Consider the following 21,486-nt stretch of genomic DNA (forward strand, 5'->3'; position numbering starts at 1 on the left):
TTGGAAAAAGCGGCCCGCGGACAACTATGCTACAAACCTCGTTGGACCTCCGCAGGTTGGAGCACCGCCCGTAGAAAAGTTAAAACCTCGGCCTGCAGCTCCTGCTGAAACTGCGCCCGGTCGAAGCCCGGTGGGTCCTGGGAAGGCGGAAACATCCGACTGACCCGCGCGGCCGGAAACGGACTCAGAAACGAGAAGTGGCCGGCGTTTGCCACCTCCCGGTGCTGCACCCGGGCGGGGTCGGGCAGGCCCCGCAGCACGTTTTGCGCGTGCCAGGGCCCGGTATGCTGGTCTTTTTCGGCGGTGAGCAGCAATACCGGCACTTGTATTTGGCACAGCGTATCCGGCGCCCGAAACCAGGGCGTGGCCGGAGCTAGCAGCACCAGCGCCCGGATACGCCCATCCGTCGGCGTCGGAATCAGCCGGGGCCGCCCGTCGGCCGACTCCCGGGGCAGCGTGGTGGGCGTGCCGCCGGCCAGGGCCAGGGCCGTGTAGCCGCCCAGGGAGTGTCCAATCAGCGCCACGGCGTCGGGCGCGGTGGCCGGGGCCAGGGAGGAGTCGTGGAGCACCGCGTCGAGGGCCAGCTGCAGGTGGCGGGGGCGGGCCGTCAGGTTCTGGGGCGTTTGGGCCCAGGAGTCGTCCGCGCGGTTGTTGTGCGGGTGTTCGGGCAGGCCCACGACAAAGCCCTGACTAGCCAGAAAGTGCGCCAGCGTGCGGTATACCAGCCCCGAGCCGCCCGTCCCGTGCGAAATCAGCACCACGGGAAACCGGCCGGGAGCTGGCTCTGCCGCCCGGGCCAGGCTCAGCTCGTAGGGGCCCAGTTGCTCGGGCTGTTCGGGTCCGGCGCTGGGGTAGAGCACCACCACGGGAAAGGTCAGGGCCAGGGTTGCGTCGGTTACAAGGAGGCTGCGGTAGCCCACCGGGTAGCTCATCAGCGTCGGGGTTGGTTAGGCCGGCAAGTACGCTAATTGTGGGTTCCGGCGCATCGGGGCCGGGCCAATAATACCAGCCCGGCCCCGGCCGTTTATCCGGCCGGCTAAAAGCCTTCCGGATAGGCTGCGCCCACCGAGCTGCCCACTGGCATAATGGCTTCCAGCTCGGCCAGCTCCGCCTCACTCAGCGCGAGGCTGGCCGCTGCCACGTTCTGCTCCAGGTACTTGCGGCGCTTGGTGCCGGGAATGGCCACCACGCCCTGAGCCAGCACCCAGGCCAAGGCCAGCTGGGCCGCCGTGACGCCCTTGGCCTGGGCCAAACTTTGGAGCTTCTCCACCAAGGCCAGATTCTTATAGAAATTCTCACCCTGGTAGCGGGGGAAAAAGCGGCGGGAGTCGGAAGCCTCGAAGTCGTCCGGGGTCTTGATGTCGCCCGACAGAAAGCCCCGGCCCAGCGGGGAGTAGCCCACGAAGCCGATGCCCAGGTCCCGGGTGGCTTGCAGTACGCCGTTTTCCTCCACGCCCCGGTCAAAGAGCGAGTATTCGGTTTGCAGGGCCGTAATCGGGTGCACGGCGTGGCCCCGGCGCAGCTCCTCGGCCGTCACTTCCGAGAGGCCCAGAAAGCGCACCTTGCCTTCCTCCACCAGCCGGCTCATGGCCCCCACGGTGTCTTCCAGCGGCGTATTTGGGTCGATACGGTGCAGGTAGTAGAGGTCCACGTAGTCGGTGCCAAGGTTGCGCAACGACCGTTCAATGCTTTTGCGCACGTACTCGGGCCGGCCGTTGTAGCCGCCGGTCCAGTTTTCCTGGTCGTCGACTTCAAAGCCAAATTTGGTAGCCAGAAGTATGTCCTGCCGCCGCCCGGCAATGGCCCGGCCCACCAGCCGCTCGTTGACCATCGGTCCGTACAAATCGGCCGTGTCGAGCAGGTTCACGCCCAGCTCCAGGGCCCGGTGAATGGTGGCTTCACTTTCCACCTCGTCGGCCTCGCCGTACACGCTCATGCCGTTGACGCCGCTGGTCATGCCCATGCAGCCCAGGCCTTCCACGGGTACTTCCAAACCCTGGCTGCCCAGGGCTACTTGTTTGATGGTGCTCATCTTGTTTTCAGGTAAGAAGGATGAATAGTTCTACTGCACAAAGGTCCGCCGCCGGGTAGCTGCCGCAGGTATACAAACCCGCGCTTCTGCAACACAAAACGCTGCTACTGCCACCCTTGCACGCTGCCGCCCCCGAACACGGCCTTCTTCAGCATGGGCCAGAACCGGTCCTGGAACGGGTCCAGGATGCTGGCCTCGTCCAGGGTCTGGAGCTGCTCCGGGCTCAGCTCAATGTCGAGTGCGGCCACACTCTCGTGCAGCTGGGCCACCTTGCTGGCCCCCACGATGACCGAGCTGATGCCGGGCTGCCGGGCCACCCAGGCCAGGGCCACCTGGGCCAAGGGCCGGCCCAGCTCGGCCGCCACGGGCCGCAGCGCGTCGAGTACCCGCCAGTTGTGGTCGGTGAATTTCAGGTTACCGAAGGGGTTGGGCCCACTCAGGCGGCCTTCGCCCCGGGCCCCGGCGCCCTCACGCTGGTACTTGCCGGCCAGAAAGCCGGCCGCCAACGGGCTCCACGGCGTAATACCCAGCCCCGTTTCGAGGGCGGCCGGCACGTGCTCCTGCTCGATGCGGCGGGCCACCAGGGAGTATTCCAGCTGCAGGGCCACGGGGCCGGGCACGGCGTGGGCGGCGGCCAGCGTGGCGGCTTTGGTGGCGTACCAGGCCGGCACGTTGGAGAAGCCGAAGTAGCGGATTTTGCCCGCCCGCACCAGGTCGCCCAGGGTTTGCAGCACCTCTTCCACTGGCGTCACCGAGTCGTAGGCGTGCAGCCAGTAGAGGTCCACGTAGTCGGTGTGGAGGCGGCGCAGGGAGCCTTCCAGGGCCCGCAGGATGTTCTTGCGGCCGTTGCCGCCCACGTTGGGGTTGCCCGCCTGCCCGCCGAAGCTGAACTTGGTGGCCAGCACCAGCTGGTCGCGCAGGCGGCGCTCAGCCACGAAGCGGCCCAGCATTTCCTCGCTCTGCCCGCCCGAGTACACGTCGGCGGTATCCAGGAAATTGCCGCCCGCGTCGACGTAAGCATCAAACACGGCCCGGGAAACGTCATCATCGGAGCCCCAGCGGGCGGTGCCGAAGGTCATAGTGCCCAGGGCCAGGGGGCTGACCACGAGGCCGGAGCGGCCCAGGGTACGGAAGTTGGGTAGCGACATAAAGCAGGGGTTGGGAGTGGGGCTGTTCTGGTAAAACAACTTTCCCAAAGGTCCGGCCTGACTGGCCCGTCGAGCCTACACAAACCCACGCTTCTGCAACACAAAATGCAGTTGTTAGTTGATTGTTGTTCGTTGATTGTTGTTAGTTGTTAGTTGTTGGTTGATTGTTGTTAGGCAGTCTGTCCTCCTGAGGCGCAGCCGAAGGACCTGCCTCGCCTTCGTGACAAGCATCATTCAACGTACCAAAGCCCTTTTCTGCTTGCGCGGAAAAGGGCTTTGGTACGTTGGTACAATCCTCAGTGGGGTAGGTAAGGAAGGTCCTTCACTCTGCTTCGCGCCGTTCAGGATGACAGATCTAACAACTAACAACAATCAACTAACAACAATCAACTAACAACAGTCAACTAACAACAATCAACTAAAAAAGCCCTGACTACCGCGGTAGCCAGGGCTTTTGCTTGCCTTAGAAAAGCTGAAACTAAGCCTTCTGGTAGGTTACTTCCTTCACGGCCTGAATGGTGCGGGCCACGTTGGGCAGCGAGGCTTCAATCAGGGTGGGGGCGTAGGGCAGGGGCACGTCCATGCAGGTCACGCGCACCACGGGGGCGTCGAGGTAGTCGAAGGCGCGGCGCTGCACGGTGTAGGCCAGTTCCGAGCTGATGCTGGCCAGGGGCCAGGCTTCTTCTACCACCACCATGCGGTTGGTTTTCTTCACCGACTCCACCAGCGTGTCGTAGTCGATGGGGCGCACCGAGCGCAGGTCGATTACCTCGGCTTCGATGCCGTCCTTGGCCAGCTCATCGGCGGCGGCCAGGGCGATTTTCATCATTTTACCGAAGCTCACCAGCGTCACGTGCTTGCCTTGGCGCACCACGTTGGCCTTGCCGATTTCGAGCAGGTACTCTTCCTCGGGCACTTCGCCCTTGTCGCCGTACATCAGCTCCGACTCCATGAAAATCACCGGATCTGGGTCCCGGATGGCGCTTTTCAGCAGGCCCTTGGCGTCGTAAGGCGTGGAGGGAACCACTACTTTCAGGCCGGGGGTGTTGGCGTACCAGTTCTCGAAGTTCTGGGAGTGCTGCGAGGAGAGCATGCCGGCGTTGCCGGTCGGGCCGCGGAACACGATGGGGCAGGAGTACTGCCCGCCCGACATGGAGTAGATCTTCGCGGCCGAGTTGATGACCTGGTCGATGGCCACCAGCGAGAAGTTGAAGGTCATAAACTCGATGATGGGCAGCAGGCCGTTGATGGCCGCGCCCACGCCGATACCGGCGAAGCCGAGCTCGGCAATCGGGGTGTCAATCACCCGCTCAGCGCCAAACTCGTCGAGCATGCCCTGGCTTACTTTATAGGCGCCGTTGTACTCAGCTACTTCTTCGCCCATCAGAAACACGCGCGGGTCGCGCCGCATTTCTTCAGACATGGCCTCGCGCAGGGCTTCCCGGAATTGGATGGTCCGCATAATCAGATTACAGGAATTCGAAACGTCAGAAACAAAATGCCGGAAATTTTCCGGCCCGTAAAGCTACAACGACAAGCCGGGACGGGCAAGCACGATTACGATTCAAGTTGCCGCCGCCCCGGCAGTCGCTCGGCTATTGCCGAGTGACGCCTATGCGGAGGGGCTCTGCCCCGGGCGTCCCGTGCCGTGTGGCCGTTCTGCTGGCGCGCGGTAATTCGCAGCAGAGCTGCTCACGCGTAGTCGTCACTCGGCATAGCCGAGCGACTGCCGAGAAGACTGTTTAGGATTCAAGTTGCAGCCGCCCCGTAGCCGCATTCACTTTGATTCCCCACTCGCTTTCGAAGTATAAGAGTACGTCGTAATCCGGTTGGGCATCCTTGTTAAAATAGATGTTCTCAAACTCCTCTCGCGCCTCCGTCGGTGTGCGGCAAATATGTTGCACCGTGCTGTCCTCGGAAAAAGGATATTCTGGGTCCCGCTCTTTCACCCGCAGGTAGCTCACACCTTCAAAAACCAGGTGCAGCGCCGGCCACGGCACATTCCGGGCCCATTCACCCGTCGATTTCTGCCACGACAGCCGTAGCGTAGCGGCGGCCGGGTTGTAGCGCAGCTCTACGAAATCGAAGTCGTTGTGCAAATCAGCGTAGCCGCCGTTGGCCCATTCCAGTCCGATATTCTGCTTGTCGAGAGTGAAGTTTATAAAGTCCATAGGCCGGTAAGGTAGCAGCTGATTGACACTTTTGGCCGCTGTAGAGACGCATAGTTGCGTCTCCTCGTTGAACGACAATCGTTGGTACGGCGCCTACGACGAGACGTAAGAATGCGTCTCTACATCGTTCACACCGCTTCGAAGATCATTGCCGTTGCTTAGTAGCTCATTCACGGCTCTTCGAAGACCATTTCCACCGCTTCGAAGGTCATTGCCAGCCTTTAGAAGATCATTTCCACTGCTTCGAAGGTCGCTTCCACCGCTTAGTGAATCATTTCCACCGGTTCGAAGCTCATTTCCACCGCTTAGAAGGTCGTTGCCGGTGGCGGCGTAGTAGCGCGAACCGTGTAGTTCGTGTGCCAAAACGACTCTACTGGCGCGGGGCACGCGAACTACACGGTTCTGCGATGGTTCACGGCGGCGCAGTAGTGCGAACTTGGTAGTTGGCGCTTTATACCGACTTACCTGCCTAGGAACGGGTTACCAGGGTAGAGCTGCCGTTCAACGAAGCGACGATTAGGCCACCCCGCCCTTCGGGCACCCCTCCTTGAAAAAAGGAGGGGAGTTTCGTTCTGTTACCGCAACGCTTCGAGGAACACTTTGCCGGCGGCGTAGTCCCGGAACTCCAGGTCCTCGACGGCGCGCTGGGCGTAGGCGCGGTCCAGCTGCACGGCGCGGCGCAGGAACTGGCCCATCTGGGCTTCGTCCTTGGTGCGGGCCGCTACTACGGCCAGGCAGTAGTAGGCCAGCGGGTCGCTGGGCTTCAGGTCCAGGGCTTCGCGGTAAATGCCGGCGGCGCCCTCGTAGTTGCTTTTGAGCAAGTAAATCAGGGCCCGGTTCATGGTGTTCTGGTAGGTTTTGCCGCTGTAGCTGATGCTGCCCAGGGCATCATCGAGCTGCCCGACTTCGATTTCCAGGGCGGCTTTGTCGGCAAAGACTTTTTCCAGCACCGGCCGCGGGCCGCCGAGCTTGATGGCGTAGTCGTAGTTCTGCAGGGCTTCGAGCCGGTCGCCGGCCCGGTGGTAGGCCGTGCCCACGCGGTAGAACAGGTCGGCGGTGGGGTTGCGGTGGGCGGCCAGGGTGAAGTTGGTGGCGGCCCGGCGCAGGTAGGCCTTGCGCACCTTGTCACTGACTTCCTTCTCGGAGCGTTGCAAGAGCACCACGGCCAGGTTGTGGTAGGCTTCCCAGCGGCCGGTGGTGGCCACGGCCGTTTCGTAGATGCGCTGCTTTTCGGCCAGCAGGGGCGTGAGCGTGGCCGAGTAGCGCAGCTCCTCGGGAGTCAGCGCGTCGGCCTCCATTTCCTTCTCCACAATCTTTTTGGAGAGCAAATAGATTTCCGAGTCGTAGCGCTTGGGGGCGGTGTACTCCACGGCCACCGTGCCGAAGCGCATCACCGGGTAAATGTACTGGTCGAGGTAATCGTAGAAAGACAGGGCCCGCAGCTGCCGCTCCTTCTGGGCAAACGAGCCCTTGGAGTCGTTAATCAGCAGCACCACCGAGTCGATCTGGGCGGGCTTGAGGGCCGAGTTCTGGACCTTGTTCAGAAACAGGTCCCAGCGCCGGTGGTAAGCCACGGTTTCAAACTTGATGTCGCCGACCTTATTCAGGTACGAATCGGTATCGACGCGCTTCTTGTAGTAGCGCAGCAGGCCCTGCACCCGCTTATCGGCCAGGCGGGCGTCGCGGGCGTCGATAGAGTCGGGGGAGTGGCCGGCGGCAATCATCACCTTCTTGGTGTGCTGGTTGGCCTCGATAAAGTCTTCCAGAGCCTGCACGTTGGTGCCCAAATAATTGCGAATGGCGGCGCTGCCCTGGTCGAAGAAGAAGGGCAGGATGCGGGTGCCGCTCATGTTGTTGTCGGCCGTTTCGGGCAGCAGGCCGATGGCCGTATCCTGGCGCACCACCAGCCGGCCCGTCGTGACGATGCCGCGGGCCAACCGAAACGGAGTGCCTTTCACCCGCTTGCCGTTGGGCTTGAGCTGGTGGGCATCGGGCAGAACCAGCAGCTCCCCGGGGCTTTTGCGGGGCGAGTAGGGAAAGGAAAACTGCTTGGTGATGACCAGCTCGTCTTTTTTCTCGGTGTCGTAGGTGTACTCGCCCGAGACGAAGGTGAGGCGGCCCACGGTGTCTTCGCGCAGGCCGTTGTCGTAGCGGTAGCTCAGGGCCAGGTTGTAGGCGTTGCCCTTCTTGAGGTGCTTGGCCGGCACCCGGGCCGAGACTTCGAACAGCACATTCTCGCCGTTGCTTTCCAGCACCGAGGGCTGCACCGTAACTTGCTGACCTTCTTGCGCAACCTTTAGCATCCGGGGCAACGTACAACCCGGCAGTGCGGCTGCGGCCAGCACTACCCACCCGAACGGAAACAAGCGCAAATAAACTCTCATAGGCGAAAAAGCTAGGCAGTACGGAGGCAGGGCGGAAATTCTGGCCTACAAACGTAAAAACTGCCGGGAGGGGTCAGAAATTGTGTTCAATTGTAGCCGCTGAGCTTGCCGTCCGCGGGTTTTCTTGTTATTTTGAGGAGCAGTAACCGGTTCAACCGGTTAAAAATGAGGAGCTATGAAACGACTAACCGACTTCATCGAACAGCAGAGCTTTGGTGTCTGCAATGCTTTGGGGAACCGTTTGGGCTTCTCCAGCAGCAGTGTGCGCCTGTCCTTTGTCTACGCGTCGTTCTTCACCTTTGGCTCGCCCATCGTGCTGTACTTCGCCCTGGCCTTCTGGATGAACGTGCGCCGGGCCATGCGCCGGCAGCGCAGCACCGTCTGGGACTTGTAAGTGAAGTGGTGAAGTGGTGAGTTGGTGAAGTAGCCGTTTTAAGAAGGGGTGGGGCTTGCTGCGTCTTGCATTCCGCCAAATTCTTGCGGGCTGAGCTGACTAAAAGCGCGAATTCCTTTACCGAAATAGGCCCAGACGAGGCTGCCCTGGTACACGCCGGGGCGGTGGCGGGTCAGAAGTTTTTGCGGGTGCTGCCGGCGCTTTTGCTGCCAGTAGCGGCGCTGGTTGAAAAAGTCGCGGTGGGCGCGCAGGATAGCTTTGCCGTCGGCGGTGTTGCCTTGGAGCAGAAAGCGCAGGGCCGCCACCCAGTCGAGCACCAGCCGGGCCCCGATAACCCTAATTAGCTCCGGCTCGGCCACGTTCTTGTAGACCAGGGCCAGGCCGTTGCGGAAGTTGAGGTAGGTTTTGCGCGGGTTCGACTTGTGCAGCGTGCCGCCGCCCACGTGAAAGACCGTGCTGCCGCCGTGGTACCACACCTGCTGCCCCGCGTTCCAGAGCCGCCAGCAGAGGTCAATTTCCTCCATGTGGGCAAAAAAGGCCGGTTCCAGGCCGCCCAGCTGCTGCCAGGCGGCGGCCCGCACCATCATGCAGGCGCCCGTAGCCCAGGCCACGGGGCGTGGGTCGTCGTACTGCCCGAGGTCTTTTTCGAGCGTGTCGAAGAGCCGGCCCCGGCAGAAAGGGTAGCCTAGCCCGTCGAGGTAGCCCCCGCCGGCCCCGGCGTACTCAAACAGCTCGCGCTGGGCCGCCTCGGGGCTGTACTGCCGGATTTTGGGCTGGCAGGCGGCTACTTCCGGGCGGGTTTCGAGCAGCTCCCGCAACGGGCGCAGCCAGCCGGGCGTCACCTCCACGTCGGAGTTGAGCAGCAGGTAATATTTGGCCTCCACCTGCTGCAAGGCCCGGTTGTACCCGTCGCAAAAGCCTAGGTTCTCGGGGTTCTGAATGATTTCGACCTGCGCAAACTCGTTGCGCAGCACGGCCACTGAGTCATCGGTGCTGGCGTTGTCGGCCACGATGATGCGGGCCCCGTCGGAGCAAGCCAGCACGGCGGGCAGGAACTGCCGCAAAAACTGCTGCCCGTTCCAGTTCAGAATCACCACGGCCACGTCGGCACACGGGCCGCCGGGGCCGGCCCCGCTAGAGGCCAAAGCTGCCCAAATCGAAGCCGGGAATGTTGGGTAGCAGGCCGGAAGTCTTGCTTTTGAGCTCTTCCTTGCCTTTTTCGCCGGCTTCGTTCATGGCCTTGTTCACTGCCGCTACCACTAGGTCGGCCAGCATGTCGCGGTCCTGGGGCGTGAGCAGGGTCTCGTCGATATCGAGCTTGAGCAGCTGGCGGTGGCCGTTTACGGTGGCCTTCACCAGTCCCCCGCCCGACTCGGCCGTGACAGTCAGGTACTGCAGTTCGCTCTGGGCTTTCTGGAGCTTTTCCTGGAGCTCCTTGGCTTTGCCCATCATGCCCATCATGTCAAACATAGGGTCTATTCGTTGTTTCCAGCAAGCTGGAAGGGTGGTTGCATTAAATGGAATACGGGAAAGGCAGGCGGGAAGAGACGTTGGAGCCGATAATTCTGGCCCCACTTCACCCACCGGCCTTACGGCGTACGGAAAGCAGAATTGCGGGGCAATTTACGCAAAGCCCCCGCACCTTAACCGCCCGGGAGCCGCGCGGCCACGGAAGCCGCCGACACCACAGCCGCCCGCCGCCCCGGAAACGTCCTGAAACGGCCGCGCTTACCCACGGCCGCCCGCCGCTGCCGGGCTGCCCCGTAAACGCCACCTGCTGCCCCCGCCCGGCGGAGCGGACAAGGGCAGCAGGTGGCTGCATTTTTACAAAAAAGCTGACGATACAGGCTACGCCGTGGTAGGCAACACCAGCACGGGTACTTTGCTGTGGCGCAGCACCTGGGCCGTGACGCTGCGGTGAAACAGGCCGCCCAGGAAGCTGTGGGGCCGGGCCAGTACCACTACCATTTCGGCCTGCAGCTCCTCGGCCGCCTGCAGAATGCCGTCGGCGGGTGCCGCTTCCCGGATTTCGTAGAGACTGTTGCCGGTAAGGGAGCCAAACAGACCCGTGCGCTGCACCGAGGCCAAGCCCACGTCGGCCCGGCTGGGGCCCGATTCCGGGGCGACGTGGACTACGGTGGTGGTGGCGTAGCAGTGGTCCAGCAGCTCCGACAAGGCCAGGGAAGGCGCCGTCAGCCAGAACGGCTGGTCGTCGGCGGCTACCACCAGGCGGCGGGGCAGCCGGGAGCTGGTATAGCCTTCGGGCACGAGCAGCAACGGGTAGCGGGCCGCCTGCAGAATGGGCGTGGCCTGCAGCCGAATCAACTGGTCGAGCAGAGTGGGGTCTTTTTCGCGGCCCAGCACCAGCAGCAGCGGGTGATGCACCTGCACGGCTTCGGCCACCGCGTCGCGGAAGGGGCCGACGGCCAGCTCGGCGCTGGCCGGAATGGGCAGGCGCAGGGCCCGCTCGACCAGCTCGCTGAGCAGAACCTTCCGGCTTTCCAGCACCAGCGGCACCGTTACCATCGCCGCTTCGGGCACCACCATGGGGTCCTGGTACACGTGCAGCAGCTGCAGCCGGCCACTGAGCCGCTGGGCCAGCAGCGTGGCGTAGGTCAGGGCCGATTCGGCGGCCGTTGATAAGTCGGTAAGTACAACGAAGGCGGGTAGCATGACAGTAGATTTTGTGGTGGAGAACCGGACGCGGCAGGCAGGGCCGATGGTGTAAAAGTCGGCTACCCGGGCCCGGCCGCACATGACGCGCATCAGCCAAACGCCTGACCTTTATCAGGCCGCGGGCCAGGGGTTAACTCGGTGGTGCCCGCTACTTTTGTGACCCGAAAAAGCGGCCAGCTGTAGCCGAAGCTGGTCTGCCGATTACATTGTACCCGCCGGACTTCGGCAAAAGCCGGCCGAGAATAGCCCCGTGCCCAAAGCCCCCGTCCGGCCCCTGCGCCAACACCAAGCCCACCTGCTACGTTAGCCTTGTTATGACCAAAACCGTCTTCATTGCCTCCGCCGAGCCCTACAGCGGCAAATCCCTCGTGACGCTGGGCCTGGTGAATATGCTGCTCAGCAAAGCCCAGAAAGTCGGCTACTTCAAGCCCGTCATTACCCCGGGGCCCGACGACAAGCACGATGCTCACCTCGACACCGTGCTGCGCCACTTCCAGCTGCCGCTGGCCTACGAAGATACCTTTGCCTACACCGGCCCGGAAGTGCTGCGGCTGATTGAAACCGAGCGGCAGGGCGAAATGATTGACACCATCATCCGCCGCTACAAGCAGCTCGAAGAGCAGCACGACTTCATCGTGGTGGAAGGCACCGACTTCGTGGGCCAGGGCACCGCCTTCAAGTTTGATTTGAACGTGACCATTGCCAAAAACCTGGGCGAACCGGTGCTGCTGGTCGTGTCGGGGGAGGGCAAAACCACGGCCCAAATCATCAGCAACACGCTCACGGCTTTGCGCGGCTTCGAGGCCCGGGAGGTGCAGGTGCTCACGGTGGTGGCCAATAAGGTGCACCCCGGGCAGGTGGCTGATGTGCAGGAGCTGCTGCGCGCCCAACTCCCGGCCGAGGTTATCCTGTCCGTCATTCCCGAGGACAAAGCCCTGCTCAACCCCACGATGCAGGAAATTCACAAGGCCCTGGGCGGGCGGCTGCTTTTTGGGGAAGAGCTGCTCGGCAACCAGGTCGACAACTTCGTGACCGGGGCCATGAACGTGCCCAACTTCCTAAACTACCTCAAGGAAAACGTGGTCATCGTGACGCCCGGCGACCGGGGCGACATCGTTATCTGCGCCGTGCAGGCCAACCTCTCGGCCAGCTACCCCAAGGTGGCCGGCGTGGTCCTGACGGCCGGCTGGGAGCCCGAGGAGCCTATTCTGCGCCTGCTGCGCGGCCTGCAAACGGTGATTCCCATCTTGGCCGTGCCCACCGGCACCTTCGAAACCAGCGCCCGGCTGGCGGCCGTCAAGTCGCGCATCTCGGCCGACAACCCCAAGAAGGTGCAGCTGGCCATCCGCACCTTTGAGCGCTACGTCGACGTGCCCGCCCTGGCCCAGCAGCTCACTACTTTCCAAGCGGAGGGCATTACGCCCCACATGTTCCAGTACCGGCTCATGCAGTGGGCCAAGCGCCAGCGCCGCCACATTGTGCTGCCCGAAGGCAACGACGACCGAATCCTGCGGGCCGCCGCCCAGCTGCTGCACCAGAACATTGTGGACCTGACCATTCTCGGTACCACCGAGGAAGTGCTGGCCTCCGTTAAGCGCCTGGGGCTGAGCTGGCCCACCGACCACGTGCGCATCATTGACCCGGTGCACTCGGAGTTCTACGACGACTACGTCAACACCTTTTATGAGCTGCGCAAAGACAAGGGCGTCAATGAGGACATGGCCCGCGACCTGCTGCGCGACGTGTCGTACTTCGGCTCGATGATGGTGTACAAGGGCCACGCCGACGGGATGGTATCGGGGGCGGTGCACACCACCCAGCACACCATCCGGCCGGCCCTGCAGTTTATCAAAACCAAGCCGGGCGTGTCGGTGGTGTCGTCGGTGTTCTTCATGTGCTTGCCCGACCGGGTGGCCGTCTTCGGCGACTGCGCCGTGAACCCCAACCCAACGGCCGAGCAGTTGGCCGAAATTGCCATTTCCTCGGCCGAAAGCAGCCGGGCCTTCGGCATCGAGCCCCGCGTGGCCATGCTGTCCTACTCCTCGGGCACCTCGGGCGCCGGGGCCGACGTGGACAAGGTGCGGCAGGCCACCGAGCTGGTGCGCCGGAAGCGGCCCGATCTGAAAGTGGAAGGCCCCATCCAGTACGATGCCGCCGTGGACCCCTTGGTGGGCCGGCAGAAGCTGCCCGACTCGGAGGTAGCCGGCCAGGCCAGCGTGCTGATTTTTCCGGACTTGAACACCGGCAACAACACCTACAAGGCCGTGCAGCGCGAAACCGGCGCCCTGGCCATTGGTCCGGTGCTGCAGGGCCTGAATAAGCCGGTAAATGACCTAAGCCGGGGCTGCACCGTGGACGACGTGTTCAACACCGTGGTTATCACCGCCATTCAAAGTCAGCAGCAATAAGGCGGCTTTGAAAATGGGAATAAAGTCCGCAGGCAGGCCGCCGACAACGCTGGCGTTGGTGGCGACCTGCCTGCTCTGTTATATAGAATTGGTGCTCTTGTTTATCTCTATCCGTAGCCAAAATAATAACAGAGTAGGACACAATTTCTGTATCGCCTATAAAGTAAAACCATGCTTGCCGGAGCTTAGAAGCTGGCCATCATAAGGTCGATTTTATCGAATAATTCACCTACGCCCAGTGCCAGCCAGAAAATTAAAAAGGCCAGCACCCATTTTGCCACCACGGGAATTGCAAAACCAATTTTTTCTTTCAGCAGCGCATTTAGCGGCGGAAAAAAAGCCAGGGAAAGCGCCACGATAAAAATGCCGAAGCCCGGGTCATTGCCCCAGAAGGTGTTGATCAGGCCAATTGCCAAAGCAAGCAGGCCGAAAAGCCAGCCCGTTACAGTAAAAGTGCTGGTCAGTGCATTTGAAGAGTTGGTCATGGTGTGGGGGTTTGAAAGTGAGTGTTTATTAAAAAAAAACCGGGAAAGTACGTGGCAGGCAGAAGCCGCTCAGGTATTCTGAGGAAAGCCGGAAGCGGTGCATTTGCTGGGTTAGACCGTTTTTAGGGCCGTCGGACCGGGTTGGCGGGGGCTCGGTTGTACTCGTCGAGGCACTTATCCAGCGGCTCTCCGCCGTTGTGGATACAGTCGCAGAACGTGTAGCAGGCCGCCGATTTGCTGTTGCCCGGGCAGCGCTTGATGCAGTCCTGAAAAGTGTTGTAGGGCTGAATAGTATACAGGTGGCTGACGGTAAAGGCCACGGTAAAAATGGCAGCCACTACGCCGGCGAAAAAATAAGTCGGGAAGGCGTTGCTGATGGAGTGCTGGGTTTCCAACTCGGGGGTTGGGCGGCGCCAGGGCAGGAGGTGTTTTAATTTGTCGTAGTCCCAGCAGAGCAGGTACAGGTTGGCCAGCACCATGAGCGGCGACGTGAGTATGGAGCCGACGAAGCGCACGGAAATGGTCAGGATAAAAATATTGAGGATGATGGGAAAATACAGCACGGCGCCGAGCGTGGCCGTGCGCGGAATGAGCAGCAGCACCGCCGCCAGCATTTGCACCACGCCCACGAATGGGTAATAAAAACCGGTGCGGTAAAAAGCGTACAGATAATGCCCCATCGGCTGGTTAATTGCCAGGTCGGTGAACCGCTCCCCGGCAATTTTGACGTAGCCCGCCGGCAAAAAGCCCATGGCCAGCACAACCCGGTTGAAGACCGTGAAATGCTGCAGCCACCGGTTGTGCCGGGCCTGGGCATGAAGCGAGTCGAGGGTAGCAGCGAGGCTCATCGGGTGGGGCGTTGGGGCGCGGCAGGTTGATTGCAGGAGCTGAGCCGTCGGTTGGTTTTGGCAGGGCGGCAGCAGTGCGAGCTTGATGTTTCAAAAGTACTTTGTTTTTCAAAGTATGCAAATAAAAAAATGGTTTGCCCGAGTATTTTCCTGTTGCCGTTTCCTGGAATGCAGTTGATTTGATGCGTAAATGCCATAAAAGTAGATAGTTATGATGTTAAGGGCCATGAAAGGCCGTGGGTCCAGCCGAAGTAGCTAAAGCCAGGCGCAGGAGCGGGGTGGGGCCATCTACTCAGGGCGCCGGCCGGGCGCAGTGCTACTGAGCAGGCGTAGTTGTGCATCGGGGCGGGCGGTGGAGCAGCCGCCGGGCGTACTTTGGGGCGGCAATGCTCGTACTGCTGGGTATTGCCACCTGTTCCGTCTTACTTTTGGGCCCCGTGGTGGGGCCGCCCAATTTCTTCCATGAATATTTTCGTCGTCAACTCCGGCAGCTCGTCTATTAAGTATCAACTTTTCCGCTGGCCCGCCGAGCAGCCCGTGTGCAGCGGCCTGGTGGAGCGAATCGGGCAGGAGCAGGCCACCATTACCCACAAGGTTTTCGACGGAGCCGGTGCCGAAGCGGCCGAACAGCGCCTGACCCGGGAGCTGCCCGACCACGAAGCTGGTCTGCGCGAAGTGGTGCGCCTGCTGACCGAGGGCGAAGGCCGCGTCATTCAGGACCCGACCGAAATTGCCGTGGTGGGCCACCGGGTGGTGCACGGTGGCGAGGCTTTTGCCGCTACGACGCTGATTACCGAGGCCGTAAAAACGGAAATTCACCGGTTGTTTGCCCTGGCGCCCCTGCACAACCCGGCCAATCTGCTGGGCATTGAGGTGGCCGAGCGGCTCTTTGCCCAGGCCCGGCAAGTGGCGGTATTCGACACCGCTTTTCACCAGACCCTGCCCGAGCACGCCTTCCGCTACGCCCTGCCGGAATCTTTGTATACCGAGCAGCGCATCCGCAAATACGGCTTTCACGGCACCAGCCACCAATACGTAGCGGCTCAGGCCGCCGCTTACCTGAACAACCCCGACGCCCGCCTGATTACCATTCACCTCGGCAACGGCTGCAGCATGGCGGCCGTGCGCGCCGGCCGGGCCCTGGATACGACCATGGGCTTCGGGCCCCTGGCCGGGCTGGTGATGGGCACCCGCTCCGGCGACCTGGACCCTTCGGTGTTGCTGCATCTGCTCGGGCCACTGGGCTATTCGGCGGAGCAGGTCAGCACCTTGCTCAACAAGGAAAGCGGCATGCTGGGCCTCACCGGCTTTAGCGACATGCGCGACGTAACCCGGGCCCTGGCGGCGGGGGAGGCCCGGGCCCAGCTGGCCTACGACCTGTATGCCTACCGCATCCGGCAGTATATCGGGGCCTACGCGGCGGTGCTGGGCGGGCTGGATGCCATTGTATTTACGGCCGGCGTAGGCGAAAACGACGCCCTGGTGCGCCGCCTGGCGTGCCAGGACATGGACTTTTTCGGCCTGCAGCTCGACGAGGCCCAGAACCAGCGCCGGGCGCCGGGCCTGCGCGACATCAGCAGTGCCGGAGCGCGGGCCCGGATTCTGGTAATTCCCACCAACGAGGAGCTGGAAATAGCCCGGCAGTGCGCTCAGCTGCTGTTGCCGGCCTAAAGCAGGCAGGTGCTAAAGCGTCGTTGGGGGCGAAACGTTGGCTTTAGTCGGGAAAAGCTAGAACTGCTGGGCCGCCGGAAGCAGGTGCGGAAGCGAGGAGTGCTATTTTTCTTTCGGCCAGGGAATCCAGTCGTTGACATCGTGCCAGCGCCCGTTGGGTAAGTAGGCCGGATAAGCTGAACCATAGCGGCTAGGTTTGACTCATCACTGCGCCACCAACGGGCGGCGGTGGTACCAAACCCGCTCTTGCTACCTCTTTTCTGCCCGCCTATGTTCCCACTTCGCCCCGCCCTCGCCGTTTGCCTCTCCGCGCTGCTGACCCTGACTCTGCTGACCGGCCCCGCCGCCCGGGCCAACGATTCGACGCCGGCTGCTAAGCAGACGAAGCCCGCGCCGGCCCGTACTGCCAAGAAGCGCACGGCGGCCGCGGGGGCCACGGCCAAGGTGACCAAGCTCCAGCCCGTGCAGGTAGCGCCGGCGCGCGACGTAATGAACGACCACCGCCCCCTGACGCTGGCCGGCTGGGTTACCGGGGCCGACGGCTTGCCCCTGCCCGGGGCCACCGTCTGGATGACCAACACCCACGCCCCGGCCGTGGTGACCAACGGCCAGGGCGACTTTCTGCTGGCCCTGCCCAGCAACGCCCCGGTAAGCCTGACCATCGGGTGCGCCGGCTACCACGACCAGGTCGTGATGCTCAACCAGCCCCACCTGCAAAACGGCGTGAGCGTGGCCCTGCAGCCCTTGGCCCGCCGCTAAGTCTGGCTGGCTCGACAAAACGCAAAGCGCCCGAACTACTGCTAGTTCGGGCGCTTCTTTTTTAGGGTCGTCAGCCTGGCAAAGGCCACGTTTACCCCTGCAGAACCTGCTCAATAGCCGTCAGCTCGTCGGGGGTGAACTGCAGGTTGTGCAGGCACTGCAGCGAGTCGGTGAGCTGCTCGGGGCGGCTGGCGCCGATGAGGACCGAGGTGACCCGCTCATCCTTGAGCAGCCAGGCCAGGGCCATCTGGGCCAGGCTTTGGTGGCGGTTCTGGGCCAGCTCGTTCAGGCGCTGCACCTGCGAGAGGCGCTCCGGCGTCAGCTGGTTTTCGGTCAGGAACCCGACGCCCTTGGCTACCCGGGAGTCGGCGGGGATGCCGCGCAGGTACTTATCCGTGAGCAGGCCCTGGGCCAGGGGCGAGAAGGGAATGCAGCCCACGCCTTCCTCGGCCAGCAAGTCGAGCAGGCCGTCTTCCACCCACCGCTCAAACATGGAGTACTTGGGCTGGTGAATCAGGCAGGGCGTGCCCAGCTCGCGCAGAATGCGGAAGGCTTCCCGGGCTTCGGCGGGCTGGTAATTGCTCAGGCCCACGTACAGAGCCTTGCCCTGGCGCACGAGCAGGTCGAGGGCCGTCATGGTTTCCGCCAGCGGCGTGTCGGGGTCGGGGCGGTGGTGGTAGAAGATGTCCACGTAGTCCAGGCCCAGGCGCCGCAGGCTTTGGTCGAGGCTGCTGACCAGGTACTTTTTCGAGCCCCATTCCCCGTAGGGCCCTTCCCACATGTGGTAGCCGGCCTTGGTTGAAATGATCAGCTCGTCGCGGTAGCCGGCAAAATCCTCGCGCAGAATGCGGCCGAAGTTGAGCTCGGCCGAGCCGGGCGGCGGCCCGTAGTTGTTGGCCAAATCGAAGTGGGTCACGCCCGCGTCGAAGGCCCGGCGCAGGGTGCTGCGGCCCACGGAGAGCTGGTCGACGTCGCCGAAGTTGTGCCACAGGCCCAGGGAAAGAGCCGGTAGTTTGAGGCCGCTGCGGCCGCAGCGGCGGTAGGTCATGTCCTGGTAGCGGCCGGGGCTGGGGAGGTAGTGCATGGTTGGAAAAACGGTAAGGCGAAAGAACGAGCGGGCAAGATGGGTGGCCGCGCCCAATTCTCGCAACTACTTCCGCAAATACTTGCGCAGGGCCAGGTGTTTCGCTTGCCGGATGCCCTCGGCCACGGCTTCGGCGTTAAGTCGGGCCCCGGCCTCGATGGTGTGGGTGTGGTCGGTGGGGTTGAAGTAAGTGGCGCGCACGGTGGCTTCGCCGGCCCGGTCGTACTTATCGGCCGCGAGCTGGTTGAGGTCGATGAACCCAGCGCCGCCCTGCCGGGCGGCTTCCTGGGCCCAGCGGCCGTAGTCTTCCCGGCTGCGGTTGACTTTGCCGCCGGTCCAGGCGTTGCGCGGAATCGGGGAGCAGACGATAGGCGTGGCGCCCTGGGCCTTGATTTCGGCCATAAACTGGCGCAGATACCAGCCGTAGGAGTGTACCGTTTCGGGCTGCTTGGTGAGCAGGTTCACGATGTCCTGGGTTTCCTCGCCGTTGCTTTTGATGGTGCCCCGGGCCCGGGTCGTGTCGTTGATGGGGCTGCTGTCGTTGTGGCCAAACTGCATGATGACGAAGTCGCCGGCCTGGAGGCGGGGCAACACCTTGGCCCAGTGGCCCTGGCTGCGAAAGGTGCGGGAGCTGGTGCCGCCCAGGGCGTGGTTTTCGAGGCGGATGCGGGTCGTGTCGAAGTAGGCGGGCAGGAAGTTGCCCCAGCCCCAGAGGCCCCCGTCGCCGCGGCCCTTACCGTTTTTCACCGTCGAGTCGCCGATGAGGAAGAGCGTGGGGCGGGGTTTGGGCCGGGGCAGAAAAGCCGAGAGTAAAGCCAGGGCCAGCAGTAAGGTGAGGGTGGGGCGGAAGAGTTTCATAGGAAAGCAAGTGTCGTTGCTGCTTACTGCTGCTTGGCCAGGTACTTGTTCAGCGCGATTTTGCGGTTGGCCCGGATGCCTTCCACTACTGAGGCCGCGTTAAGCAACGCGCCGGCTTCGTTGGTGTGGGTATGGTCGCCGGCGAAGAGCTTGGCCACGGCCTCGGGGCCGAGTCGGTCGTACTTGTCGGCCGTGAGCTGGTTGAGGTCGATGAAGGCCACGTTTTCCTGCCGGGCTACTTCCCGGGCCCAGCCACCGAAGTTCTGGGTGGCGCGCTTCACTTTGCCATCCTGCCACTGGTTGCGCGGAATCATGGAGGCCACGAGGGGCGTCACGCCTTTGGCTTTAGCCTGGCGGATAAACTGGCGCAGGTACCAGCCGTAGGTATGCACCGTTTCGGGGCGGCCATTGGGCCAGATCAGCTGCTTGGTTTCCTCACCCGTGCCGGGCAATACGCCCCGGCGGCCGGCCTTGGTGGTGTCGGGGGCGCTGCCTTCGTTGTGGCCAAATTGCATGAGCAGAAAGTCGCCGGGCCGCAGCAGGGAGTCCACCACGCGCCAGCGCTTCTCCGAAACGAAGGTGCGGGTGCTGCGCCCGGCCATAGCCCGGTTGTCGATATTGATTCTGGCCGTGTCGAAAAAAGCCGGCAGCTGCGTGCCCCAGCCCATCTGCGGGGCATTGGTATTGCGCACCGTCGAGTCGCCAATCAGATAGAGTGTGGGGCGTTTGGGTCCTTTGCCAAAGGCCAGCAGCAGGGTGCTCAGGGCCAGCGCAGCCAGGAGGCCGAAGCGGAAAACCAGTGGGTGTTTCATGAATTAGCGGGGAAAAGCAACAGTACGCTGCGGCAAGGACGCACGCCGGCCGGGCTGGCCCATCCTGCACTCTCCTGTGGGTTCCGGTGGTTTTTAGTGAGCAAATAGTGAGCAAAGCAACGGCGGCCGGGGCCTGCGGGTCGGCACCAAAAGCGGCGTACCGAAGAGTACAGGAGGGTTTGGGTGCGGCTCCTGGTTTTCTTGCAACCTACAAAGCGGCTGGTCCGGCCGGCCGCTCTGTAATTCATGCTGTTGCGCCGCGCCGATGCCCCTTACCCGTTGCCTGCCCGGCGCCGTTGAAAGCGGCTTACGGCAGCCGGCCGCCGACAAATGGATTATTTTTCGGGCTAATAATGAGAGGTCAAGCCCGGGGAGCGGGTCGGAAGTGGCGAAAACCGCTTCCTAGCGCTATCTTCCGGGTTCAGCCTTTCTTCACCCGATTCTACCACCTCGCGTCCTCCATGAAGCTTTCTTCCCTGCTCACTACTTCTCTTGCCGGCCTGGGTTTGCTGGGTCTGGTGCTGACGGCCACCCCGGCCCCGGCCCAGAAGCTGCCCAAGAAAGAAAAGGTGCTCAAAGCCCTGACCCTGACCAATGACTACTTCATGCAGAAGTGGCCCGACCCGGGCAAGGACATCATGACCAACAAGCTGCGCCCCAGTCATATCTGGACCCGCAGCGTGTACTACGAAGGCCTGATGGCCCTGTATCAGCTCGACAAGCAGAAGCGCTACTACGACTACGCCGTGGATTGGGCCGAAAAGCACAAGTGGGGCATCCGCAACGGCATCACCGACCGGGACGCCGACAACCAGTGCGCCGGCCAGACCTACATCGACCTCTACCTGATTGACCGCAAGCCCGAGCGCATCCGCGACATCAAGGCCAGCATTGACAACATGGTTAACAGCCCGAAAGTGGACGACTGGAGCTGGATTGACGCCCTGCAGATGGCCATGCCGGTGTATGCCAAGCTGGGCGCCGAGTACAACGACAGCCGCTACTACGAGAAGATGTACCAGATCTATAACTACTCCAAAACCCAGCACGGGGGCAAGGGACTGTTCAATGCCGAGGACAACCTGTGGTGGCGCGACAAGGACTTTGTGCCGCCCTACAAGGAGCCCAACGGCCAGGACTGCTACTGGAGTCGGGGCAACGGCTGGGTGGTGGCGGCCATGGTGCGCGTGCTCGACGTGATGCCCCGCAGCGCCCCGCACCGCGACGAGTACGTGCAGATGTACATGAACATGATCAAGGCGCTGCCGCCGCTGCAGCGCCCCGACGGCTTCTGGAACGTGAGCCTGCACGACGAGACGCACTTCGGCGGCAAGGAGCTGACGGGCACGGCCCTGTTCGTGTACGGCATGGCCTGGGGCATCAACCGCGGCCTGCTGGACCGCAAAACCTACCAGCCCATCATTGCCAAGGCCTGGCAGGGCATGATTAAGGACTGCCTGCACCCCGACGGCTTCCTGGGCTACGTGCAGGGCACCGGCAAGGAACCCAAGGACGGACAGCCGGTGAGCTACACCAGCCGGCCCGATTTCGAAGACTACGGCCTGGGCTGCTTCCTGCTGGCCGGCAGTGAGGTCTACAAGCTGCAACCATAACCGCTCAGGCCGAAGTGTCTGGCGGGCAACACAGAACGTCCTGCTGAGTCCTGCGAAGCATCTCTGCCGCTTCGTTGCAATAGTAAAATCTACTGACCAGTGCGGTAGAGCTGCTTCGGCAAGCGGACGACAGATAAAGCATG

Annotated in this window: 19 protein-coding genes; 5 read left to right on the plus strand and 14 right to left on the minus strand. The window is 62.5% G+C overall.

Annotated features, from left to right (window positions below; genetic code table 11):
• Window positions 1-29 precede the first annotated feature (29 nt).
• The 6 genes from CLV45_RS06615 to CLV45_RS06640 form a co-directional block, all read right to left on the minus strand.
• Complete coding sequence (locus CLV45_RS06615) at window positions 30-932, minus strand: alpha/beta hydrolase family protein (protein ID WP_100335579.1); 903 nt, start codon at window positions 930-932, stop codon at window positions 30-32.
• Window positions 933-1,036: 104 nt separating this feature from the next.
• The gene (locus CLV45_RS06620; RefSeq protein WP_100335580.1) at window positions 1,037-2,032 is read right to left on the minus strand and encodes an aldo/keto reductase; all 996 of its coding nucleotides are present in this window, start codon (window positions 2,030-2,032) and stop codon (window positions 1,037-1,039) included.
• A gap of 104 nt (window positions 2,033-2,136) precedes the next feature.
• Complete coding sequence (locus CLV45_RS06625) at window positions 2,137-3,180, minus strand: aldo/keto reductase (RefSeq protein ID WP_100335581.1); 1,044 nt, start codon at window positions 3,178-3,180, stop codon at window positions 2,137-2,139.
• 478 nt (window positions 3,181-3,658) lie between these two features.
• A complete protein-coding gene (locus tag CLV45_RS06630; protein ID WP_100335582.1) occupies window positions 3,659-4,642 on the minus strand; it encodes a pyruvate dehydrogenase complex E1 component subunit beta in 984 nt (327 codons plus the stop codon).
• 280 nt (window positions 4,643-4,922) lie between these two features.
• Entirely contained in the window at window positions 4,923-5,351 is a 429-nt protein-coding gene (locus tag CLV45_RS06635; protein WP_100335583.1) for a hypothetical protein, read from the minus strand.
• A 575-nt stretch (window positions 5,352-5,926) separates the two neighbouring features.
• A complete protein-coding gene (locus CLV45_RS06640) occupies window positions 5,927-7,654 on the minus strand; it encodes a tetratricopeptide repeat protein (RefSeq protein WP_100335584.1) in 1,728 nt (575 codons plus the stop codon).
• A gap of 256 nt (window positions 7,655-7,910) precedes the next feature.
• On the opposite strand from CLV45_RS06640, the gene CLV45_RS06645 reads away from it, so the two are divergent.
• Window positions 7,911-8,129, plus strand: a complete 219-nt coding sequence (locus tag CLV45_RS06645) for a PspC domain-containing protein (protein WP_100335585.1) — start codon at window positions 7,911-7,913, stop codon at window positions 8,127-8,129.
• Window positions 8,130-8,167: 38 nt separating this feature from the next.
• Here the strand turns inward: CLV45_RS06645 and CLV45_RS06650 are convergent, their stop codons facing one another.
• From CLV45_RS06650 to CLV45_RS06660, 3 genes are all read right to left on the minus strand, one after another.
• Complete coding sequence (locus tag CLV45_RS06650) at window positions 8,168-9,274, minus strand: glycosyltransferase family 2 protein (protein WP_245882765.1); 1,107 nt, start codon at window positions 9,272-9,274, stop codon at window positions 8,168-8,170.
• Window positions 9,264-9,599 (minus strand): YbaB/EbfC family nucleoid-associated protein, encoded by a 336-nt coding sequence (locus tag CLV45_RS06655; protein WP_100335586.1) that lies wholly within the window; start codon window positions 9,597-9,599, stop codon window positions 9,264-9,266. The genes CLV45_RS06650 and CLV45_RS06655 overlap by 11 nt, the downstream gene beginning before the upstream one ends.
• A 378-nt stretch (window positions 9,600-9,977) precedes the next feature.
• Entirely contained in the window at window positions 9,978-10,802 is an 825-nt protein-coding gene (locus tag CLV45_RS06660; RefSeq protein ID WP_170061823.1) for a universal stress protein, read from the minus strand.
• A 317-nt stretch (window positions 10,803-11,119) separates the two neighbouring features.
• Between CLV45_RS06660 and pta the strand changes: the two genes are divergently transcribed.
• Window positions 11,120-13,213 (plus strand): phosphate acetyltransferase, encoded by a 2,094-nt coding sequence (pta, locus tag CLV45_RS06665; protein WP_100335588.1) that lies wholly within the window; start codon window positions 11,120-11,122, stop codon window positions 13,211-13,213.
• Between the two features lie 185 nt (window positions 13,214-13,398).
• Here pta and CLV45_RS06670 read toward each other — a convergent pair whose 3' ends face one another.
• On the minus strand, window positions 13,399-13,698 hold the full coding sequence (locus CLV45_RS06670; protein ID WP_100335589.1) for a hypothetical protein: 300 nt from the start codon (window positions 13,696-13,698) through the stop codon (window positions 13,399-13,401).
• 122 nt (window positions 13,699-13,820) lie between these two features.
• Window positions 13,821-14,546, minus strand: coding sequence for a DoxX family protein (locus CLV45_RS06675; RefSeq protein WP_100335590.1), 726 nt, complete (start codon window positions 14,544-14,546; stop codon window positions 13,821-13,823).
• Between the two features lie 462 nt (window positions 14,547-15,008).
• On the opposite strand from CLV45_RS06675, the gene CLV45_RS06680 reads away from it, so the two are divergent.
• Together CLV45_RS06680 and CLV45_RS06685 are read left to right on the plus strand one after the other, a co-directional pair.
• The gene (locus CLV45_RS06680; RefSeq protein ID WP_100335591.1) at window positions 15,009-16,217 is read left to right on the plus strand and encodes an acetate/propionate family kinase; all 1,209 of its coding nucleotides are present in this window, start codon (window positions 15,009-15,011) and stop codon (window positions 16,215-16,217) included.
• Window positions 16,218-16,487: 270 nt separating this feature from the next.
• Window positions 16,488-16,976: a carboxypeptidase-like regulatory domain-containing protein gene (locus tag CLV45_RS06685; protein WP_100335592.1), complete on the plus strand. Its 489-nt coding sequence runs from the start codon at window positions 16,488-16,490 to the stop codon at window positions 16,974-16,976.
• 91 nt (window positions 16,977-17,067) lie between these two features.
• Here CLV45_RS06685 and mgrA read toward each other — a convergent pair whose 3' ends face one another.
• The 3 genes from mgrA to CLV45_RS06700 form a co-directional block, all read right to left on the minus strand.
• The gene (mgrA, locus tag CLV45_RS06690; protein WP_100335593.1) at window positions 17,068-18,060 is read right to left on the minus strand and encodes an L-glyceraldehyde 3-phosphate reductase; all 993 of its coding nucleotides are present in this window, start codon (window positions 18,058-18,060) and stop codon (window positions 17,068-17,070) included.
• Window positions 18,061-18,126: 66 nt separating this feature from the next.
• Entirely contained in the window at window positions 18,127-18,918 is a 792-nt protein-coding gene (locus CLV45_RS06695; protein ID WP_100335594.1) for a rhamnogalacturonan acetylesterase, read from the minus strand.
• Window positions 18,919-18,941: 23 nt separating this feature from the next.
• Complete coding sequence (locus tag CLV45_RS06700; protein ID WP_100335595.1) at window positions 18,942-19,730, minus strand: rhamnogalacturonan acetylesterase; 789 nt, start codon at window positions 19,728-19,730, stop codon at window positions 18,942-18,944.
• A gap of 461 nt (window positions 19,731-20,191) precedes the next feature.
• On the opposite strand from CLV45_RS06700, the gene CLV45_RS06705 reads away from it, so the two are divergent.
• A complete protein-coding gene (locus CLV45_RS06705; RefSeq protein ID WP_100335596.1) occupies window positions 20,192-21,343 on the plus strand; it encodes a glycoside hydrolase family 88/105 protein in 1,152 nt (383 codons plus the stop codon).
• Window positions 21,344-21,486 lie beyond the last annotated feature (143 nt).

Origin of the sequence: Hymenobacter chitinivorans DSM 11115, assembly GCF_002797555.1 — a bacterium.
Classification (GTDB): Bacteria; Bacteroidota; Bacteroidia; order Cytophagales; family Hymenobacteraceae; genus Hymenobacter; species Hymenobacter chitinivorans.

Coding starts and splice junctions, on each gene's coding strand:
- CLV45_RS06625 (WP_100335581.1), bottom strand. CDS start 3,180: ATGTCGCTACCCAACTTCCGTACCCTGGGCCGCTCCGGCCTCGTGGTC.
- CLV45_RS06655 (WP_100335586.1), bottom strand. CDS start 9,599: ATGTTTGACATGATGGGCATGATGGGCAAAGCCAAGGAGCTCCAGGAA.
- CLV45_RS06680 (WP_100335591.1), top strand. CDS start 15,009: ATGAATATTTTCGTCGTCAACTCCGGCAGCTCGTCTATTAAGTATCAA.
- CLV45_RS06685 (WP_100335592.1), top strand. CDS start 16,488: ATGTTCCCACTTCGCCCCGCCCTCGCCGTTTGCCTCTCCGCGCTGCTG.
- CLV45_RS06640 (WP_100335584.1), bottom strand. CDS start 7,654: ATGCTAAAGGTTGCGCAAGAAGGTCAGCAAGTTACGGTGCAGCCCTCG.
- CLV45_RS06635 (WP_100335583.1), bottom strand. CDS start 5,351: ATGGACTTTATAAACTTCACTCTCGACAAGCAGAATATCGGACTGGAA.
- CLV45_RS06660 (WP_170061823.1), bottom strand. CDS start 10,802: ATGCTACCCGCCTTCGTTGTACTTACCGACTTATCAACGGCCGCCGAA.
- CLV45_RS06630 (WP_100335582.1), bottom strand. CDS start 4,642: ATGCGGACCATCCAATTCCGGGAAGCCCTGCGCGAGGCCATGTCTGAA.
- CLV45_RS06700 (WP_100335595.1), bottom strand. CDS start 19,730: ATGAAACACCCACTGGTTTTCCGCTTCGGCCTCCTGGCTGCGCTGGCC.
- CLV45_RS06645 (WP_100335585.1), top strand. CDS start 7,911: ATGAAACGACTAACCGACTTCATCGAACAGCAGAGCTTTGGTGTCTGC.
- CLV45_RS06615 (WP_100335579.1), bottom strand. CDS start 932: ATGAGCTACCCGGTGGGCTACCGCAGCCTCCTTGTAACCGACGCAACC.
- CLV45_RS06670 (WP_100335589.1), bottom strand. CDS start 13,698: ATGACCAACTCTTCAAATGCACTGACCAGCACTTTTACTGTAACGGGC.
- CLV45_RS06705 (WP_100335596.1), top strand. CDS start 20,192: ATGAAGCTTTCTTCCCTGCTCACTACTTCTCTTGCCGGCCTGGGTTTG.
- CLV45_RS06695 (WP_100335594.1), bottom strand. CDS start 18,918: ATGAAACTCTTCCGCCCCACCCTCACCTTACTGCTGGCCCTGGCTTTA.
- mgrA (WP_100335593.1), bottom strand. CDS start 18,060: ATGCACTACCTCCCCAGCCCCGGCCGCTACCAGGACATGACCTACCGC.
- pta (WP_100335588.1), top strand. CDS start 11,120: ATGACCAAAACCGTCTTCATTGCCTCCGCCGAGCCCTACAGCGGCAAA.
- CLV45_RS06620 (WP_100335580.1), bottom strand. CDS start 2,032: ATGAGCACCATCAAACAAGTAGCCCTGGGCAGCCAGGGTTTGGAAGTA.
- CLV45_RS06675 (WP_100335590.1), bottom strand. CDS start 14,546: ATGAGCCTCGCTGCTACCCTCGACTCGCTTCATGCCCAGGCCCGGCAC.